This is a genomic window from Micromonospora sp. NPDC051925 (assembly GCF_044548625.1).
GTDB lineage: Bacteria > Actinomycetota > Actinomycetes > Mycobacteriales > Micromonosporaceae > Micromonospora.
Genome location: NZ_JBIUCH010000050.1, coordinates 1 through 6,576, shown reverse-complemented (window position 1 = coordinate 6,576; position 6,576 = coordinate 1). Strand labels below are relative to the sequence as shown.

The following is a 6,576-nucleotide window of genomic DNA, read 5'->3' as shown; positions in this document are numbered from 1 at the left end:
GCCGTGTGCAGAGCCACCAACGACGACGAACACAACGTGTCGATCGTCATGCTCGGACCCGACAGATCCAGGAAATAACTCACCCGATTCGCCAGGAACGCGTTGTGGTTGCCCAGTCCGCTCGGCGCGTCCAACTCCGGCGGGAGGTTGTAGTCCTTGTAGTGCTGGTAGCTGGCGCCGACGAACACCCCGGTCGAGGTGGGCGTGGACAGTGGCGCGATGCCGGCGGATTCCAACGCCTCCCACGCGGTGCGCAGCAGCCAGCGGACCTGCGGGTCCAGCACCTCGGCCTGCTTGGCGAAGAAGTCGAAGAACCGGGCGTCGAACTCGTCGATCGGGGCCAGGAAGCCGCCGACCGCGGCGTCGTCGCCGGCAGCCGGCCAGCGGAAGGCGGGCGCGGGGCCGACGCCGCTGCCGCCCTGCGCCAGCAGGGACCAGAACCCCTCCGGGTCGGTCGCGCCGGGCAGCGCGCAGGCCATCCCGATGACGGCCAGGTCGCGGCGATCCCCACCGTCCGGCTGGGCGGGAGGCTGTTCCCGCACGGCGACGGGAGCCGAGACCGACCGGTCGCCGGCCTGAGCCTGGTCGACGGTGGGCCCGGCGACCTCGGTCCGGTCCCCGGTCGCGGCGACGTCCGTCCGGTCCTCGGCCGGCGCGACGGCCGCCAGGATCGTCTCCTCCGGGGCGAGGGACGTCACGACGGCGGCCAGGGCCCGGCAGTCCCGCGCCTGCAACACCTCCACCGGGCTCAACGACACCCCGAGCCGCTCCTGAAGTTCGGCGGCGACCATGGTGGCGAGCATCGAGTCGATGCCGGTCGCGGCGAGCGAACCGGTCGCGGTGACGTCCGGATCCCGCAGCACCGTGCGGACCAGCTCGACGACGATCGCCTCCACCGCCCGACCGGTGGCCGGCCGCCGCTCGGCCGGTGCCGCCGGTGAGGCGTCCTCGACCGGCGACTCCGCGTCCATCACCTGCGAGGGCGCTCCGGCCGACGACGGCGCATCCGCCGGTTGGTCCGCGCCGGGCGGCGCGACGGGCCGGTACACGACGTCCTTCAGGGAGACCAGGACCCGGCCTGCGGCGTCCAGCAGCGCGGCGTCGGCCCGACGGCTGCCGTCGACGTCCTGACCGGTGAGCCGCAGGTGCACGTGCCGGGTGTCGGCCGGGTCCGCCCAGCGCACCGCCCGGCCGATCGACACCGGCAGGTAGGTCAGCGCGGAGGCGGTCGGGTCGGCCAGCGTCAGGACCGCCATGCTCTGGAGCGCCGCGTCGAGCGCGGCCACCGCCCGCGCCGCCGGGTCGACGTCGGTGAGGTCGACCCGGGCGAGCACCCCGGTCGTGCCGTACGAGATGTGGTCGATGACCCGCAGCGACGCGCCGAAGTCGACCCGTTTGGCGGCGAACCACGCGTACAGGCCGGCCGGGTCGAGCGTGCGGGGGTGTCCGGCGCGCTGCCGGTCCATCGACAGCGGGGCGGGGGGCGGTCCCTCCGGTCGGGCCGCGCCCATCGTGAGGTGGCCGATGGCCAGGCCCCCGTACCGGAACGTCGCGGTGCTGCCGGCGGCGGCGTCGGACCGGTCGTCGGTGAGCCGGTGCCGCCCGGTGCCACGGGCGGTGAAGGCGAGCCGCTCCAGGACGGCGGCGGTGGCGAACCCGCTGGCGATCAGGAACGCCGCCGGCACCGTCTCCTGGCCGAAGACCCGGTGGGCGGCCAGCAGCCGGTCGAGGACAGCTCCTCCGGCCACCGGGGCCGTCGCCGACGTCACGGACGGATCGGGGACCGGCCGGGCGGGGACACGGTCGACGCGGTCCCGGAACGGGTAGGGCGGCAGTGCCAGCCGGCGGAGTCCGCCGCCCGCGTACAACGGTCGCCAGTCGACGTCGCGGCCGGCGACGTACCCGCAGGCCAGCGCGGTGAGCAGCCCGGCGTCACGGGTACGCAGCTCGGCGGCGATCCGCTCGACGGGCCACGGCAGGTACGCCGCCAGCCGCTCGGCGAGGTCCCGCCCGACCGGTACCGGTTCACCGGTGAGCACCGTGTCGCCGCGCAGCACCATTCCCGACAGTTCCGACCCGGTGCGCAACGCCTGGCGCAGGCCCGCGCCCAGCTCCGACCCGGTCGCACCGAGCACGGCGATCCGGTACGGCAGGTGGGCACGCCCGACCGAGGCGGAGAAGCAGAGCGCCTCGGCGTCGACGGCGCTGTCCGCCTCGACCAGCCGTCGTACGTCCGCGACCCGCCGGGCCAGCAGTTCGGGGGTGTGTGCCGACAGCACCAGCAGGTGCTCGCGCGCCGGCTCGTCGACGGGCCGGGCGGTCAGGTTCGGGGTGTACTCCTCGACGACGACGTGCGCGTTCGTCCCGCCCATCCCGAAGGCGCTGATGCCGGCCCGGCGCGGCCCGGTGGCACGCCACGGCTTCGGCGCGGTCGGGATGGCCAGCCGACCCTCGGGCAGGGTGATGTGCGCGCCGAGCGTCGCGAACCCGGCCAGCGGCGGGATCTCCCCGTGTTCGAGGCAGAGCAGGACCTTGGCCAGACCGGCCAGGCCACTCGCCGGTTCCAGATGACCGATGTTCGCCTTGACCGAGCCGAGGTGGCACGGTTCGGGCCGGTCACCGTCGAAGACCTCGGCCAGGGCGGCGATCTCGATCGGGTCGCCGAGCCGGGTCGCCGTGCCGTGCGTCTCGACCAGGGAGATGTCGGCCGGGGTGAGCGCGGCGTCGGCCAGCGCGGCCCGGATCACCGCGACCTGCGACTCGCTGCGCGGCACCGGCAGGGCGCTGCCCCGGCCGCCGTGGTTGACCGCCGCGCCCCGGATCACCGCGTGAATGCGGTCACCGTCGCGTTCGGCGTCGTCGAGTCGCTTCAGCATGACGGCCACCGCGCCCTCGCCGGGCACGAACCCGTCGGCCCGGTCGTCGAACGGCCGGGGCCGGGTCGGTGACAGCGCGCCGAGCTGGCTGAGGCTGCGGTAGTACCAGGGCGTCAACCCGACGTGGCAGGCGGCGACGATGGCCGCGCCGCACTGCCCGGTACGCAGGCTCACCACCGCCTGCTGGAGGGCGACCAGGGACGACGAGCAGAGCGTGTCGACGGTCTGCGACGGGCCGGTCAGGTCCAGCGCGTAGGAGATGCGGTTGGCCAGGACGGCGTTCATCGAGCCGAGGGCGGTGTGCGGCCCGACGACGGCCAGCCCCTGCGCGTCGCGGTGGTGGGTGTAGGTGGCCCCGACGAAGACGCCGATGTCCCGCCGGCCGGCGAGCCCGCTGTCGTCCACCACCGACCAGGCGTGCTCCAGCAGCAGCTTCTGCTGCGGGTCCATCTCCTCGGCCTCCCGCACGGCGATGCCGAAGAACTTCGGGTCGAAGCGGTCGATCCCGGCGACGAACGCGCCGGTCCGGCAGTACGTTCCGGTCATGTCGGGGCCGCGTTGCTGGTAGTGGTCGTCGACGTTCCAGCGTTCCGCCGGGATCTCGGTGAAGGCGTCCGCCCCGCGTCGGAGCATCGGCCACAGGTCGGCCAGGTCGCGTCCCCCGGGCAGGTCGCCGGAGACGGCCACCACGGCGATGTCGCCGGCCCGCCGCGTCGCCGGCCCGGTGACGGGGGCCGGTCCCGCAGCCGGGGCCGGCACGGTTCCGGACACCGGGTGGGGCGCGGAGCGCGGTGCCTGCGCCGTTGCCGACGTGGCCTGCGGCATCGGCGCAGACACCACGTCGACCGGCGAGGCGACATCGGCCGGGGAGGGCACGACCGCGACCGGCGGGGACGCAGCGGCGGCCGGTGCCGGCTGCGGGGCGGGTGGCCGGGCCCCGTACCGGGTGGCGAGCGCCCCGGCCAGCTCGGCGAAGTCGCCGTACTCGAGGAAGAGGGTGGCCGGGAGGGCGACCGCCCACCGCCGGGACAGCTCCTCGGCCAGCTCGACGCTCATGATCGAGTTGATGCCGTAGTCGGTCAGCGGGGCGGTCCGGTCGAGGCCGCCGAGGCCCAGCCGCTCGGCGAGGAAGTCGGCAAGCCCGTCCTCGGTGCGCCCGGCGTCGGTGTCGCCGCTCCCGGACGAACCGCGCGGGGAGGCACCGGGCCCGGCGGCACCCGGTGCCGGGCCGGCGGCGGCCGGCGGTGCGGCTGCCGGGTGGGCGGGGGCCGCCCCGGCACCGGTCGCCTCCCCGGTGACGCCGGACCCGACGCCCGGCGCGGCGTCGGGATGGGCGATGACGACCTGCCGGACGTCGTCACGCAGGACGGTCATCAGCGCGTCGAGCGCCTCGATCGTGCCCAGCGGCCGGACGCCCCGCCGCCGGAGCTGCGCGGCGACCGCCGTGCCCATCCCCACCTCGCCCCACAGCCCCCAGTCCACACTGGTCCACGGGGTGCCCTGGGCATGCGCGAACGCGTCGAGGTAGGCGTTGGCGGCGGCGTACCCGCCCTGGCCGAGGTTGCCGAAGGTGCCGGAGACCGAGGCGAACAGCACGGCGAAGTCCAGCTCGGTGCCGGCGACGGCGGCGGCCAGCTCGTGTGCCCCGTCGACCTTCGGGCGCAGCACCTCGGCCACGTCCCCGACGGTGACGCCGCGCAGCAGTCCGTCCTTGAGCGCGCCGGCGGCGTGCACCACGCCGTGCAGGTCGCCGAAGCGGCGGCGGATCTCCTGCACCACCGTGGCCAACGCGCCGGGTGCGCCGACGTCGGCGGCGAACGAGACCACCTGGCAGCCGTACGACTCGATCCCGGCCAGGGCGGCCCGGTCGACGTCGGTGCCACCGGAGCGGCTGACCAGGGCGACCAGGCCGGCGCCGTCCGCGGCGAAGCGGCGGGCCACCGCCAGGCCCAGCCCGCCGTGCCCGCCGAGGATCAGGTAGCGGCCCGCCGGCCGGACCGGCGGCCGACCGCCGTCGGACGCGTCGAGCGGAACGCGGACGGGCTCGTGGCGTACCCCGGCGCGGTAGCCGACCTCCACCGGTCCCCCGTCGCCCAACTCGGCCGGCAGGGCGGCGGCCGAGGCGGGGTCGAGGTCGATGAGGCGGGGTCGCAGCCCCGGGTACTCGATGGCGGCGGTGCGGACCAGTCCCCACAGCGCGGCCCGTGCCGGCTCCGGGACGTCCCCGCCGGCCACCGGCTGGCCGCGTTCCGTGACGACCAGGAAGCGACCGGAGCGCTGCCGCTGGCCGAGGGTCTTCAGGGCGGCGAGGCAGGAGTACAGACCGACGCGCAGTTCGGCGGGTTCCGGCCGGGCCGGGCCGGTGCTCCACAGGTGCACGACTCCGGTGACCGGCTCGGCGATCTCCTCCCAGAGCTGCTGGAACGTCCGCTCGTCGGGCTCACGGACGAGGCGCTGGTCGTCCCCGAGGCCGGTCGCCGGAGCCTCGGGCAGGACCTCGACGACCCGGGCACCATCGGCGCGCAGCGCCCGCACGGTGGCTGCCCCCGCGCCATCCGGGTCGCCCGGATGCAGGACCACCCAGGTGCCGGCCGCCGGCTGCCCGGGGGCAGGGGCGTCGGCGGGGGCCCACTCGATCCGGGTGAGCAGCCGCCCGGTTGCCGGCGCGGGACGCGGGGCCGGCAACCGGCGCATCCGTACCCCGGTGAGTTCGGCGACGACCCGGCCGGTGGGGTCCGACAGGACGGCGTCCGCGACGGACCAGGCGTCCTGCACGGCGGTACGCCGTACCCGGACGGTGACCCCGGCGGTGAGCGGGGACAGTTCGGTGTGCAGGGCGAGGCGTGCCACGCCGATCGGCAGCATCGGCCCCGGCGGGTCGCCCCCGGCGAGGTCCTGGAGGGCACAGCTGACCACCTGGAAGACCCCGTCGATCAGCAGCGGGTGGGAGTACCACGGCAGCGGCTGGGCCACCGTCTCCAGGGTCGCCTCGGCGGTGCCGGCACCGACGGAGAGCCGACGTACGGTCCGGAAGTCCGGCCCGTACACCAGGCCGGCCGCCGACCAGCTGTCGTAGATGCGCTCCGGCGGGACCGGTACCGGGCAGTCCACCTCCCAGGCGGCCGGTGGGTGGGTGCCGGACGCGATCGGCCCGCCCGAGCCGGTCGAGACCGTCTTGCGGCCGTCGGGGGTGACCGCGCTCAGCTCGAATCGGGTCCGCTCCCCCAGGGTCACGTCCAGGCGGCCGGTGACCTGCTCGCCGTCGGCGACCGTGAACGGCCGGACGAAGGCGACGTCGACAAGTTCGAGCGGGCTGAACGCCCGGCGTTGGGCGACCCCCAGCAGGGCCATCTCCAGTTGCACGGCGGCGGGCAGGATGCCGAGGTCGGCGGAGCGGTGCTGGGCGATGAACGGCTCGTGCGCGGCAAAGGTCTTCTCGTAGGTCTCAACCCGGTACGTCACGTTCCCTCGCTCAGTGCTCGTAGTGACGGTCGAACAACGGGTGGCCGACTGCCCCATCACCTGCTGCGGGTACGGAAATCTCCGGCTCCGGCCGACGCCGCTGGGCGGCGGACTCGTGGACCCGGGGCGCGCTCAATTCCCGGCGTTCGAAGGGGTAGGTGGGGATGGTGGTGGTCCGATGACCCTTACCGTGGTGCACCCCGGCCCAGTCGATATCACCAAGACCCTGGCTGTAGAA

At 75.3% G+C, this 6,576-nt stretch carries 2 protein-coding genes; both read right to left on the bottom strand.

Going from position 1 to position 6,576, the window contains the following annotated elements; genetic code table 11:
• Positions 1-6,338, bottom strand: a 6,338-nt coding sequence (locus ACIG87_RS32190) for an SDR family NAD(P)-dependent oxidoreductase (protein WP_396855393.1), incomplete at its 3' end; no start/stop codon positions are given.
• A 10-nt stretch (positions 6,339-6,348) separates the two neighbouring features.
• On the bottom strand, positions 6,349-6,576 hold a 228-nt coding region (locus ACIG87_RS32185), incomplete at its 5' end, for a hypothetical protein (RefSeq protein WP_396855392.1).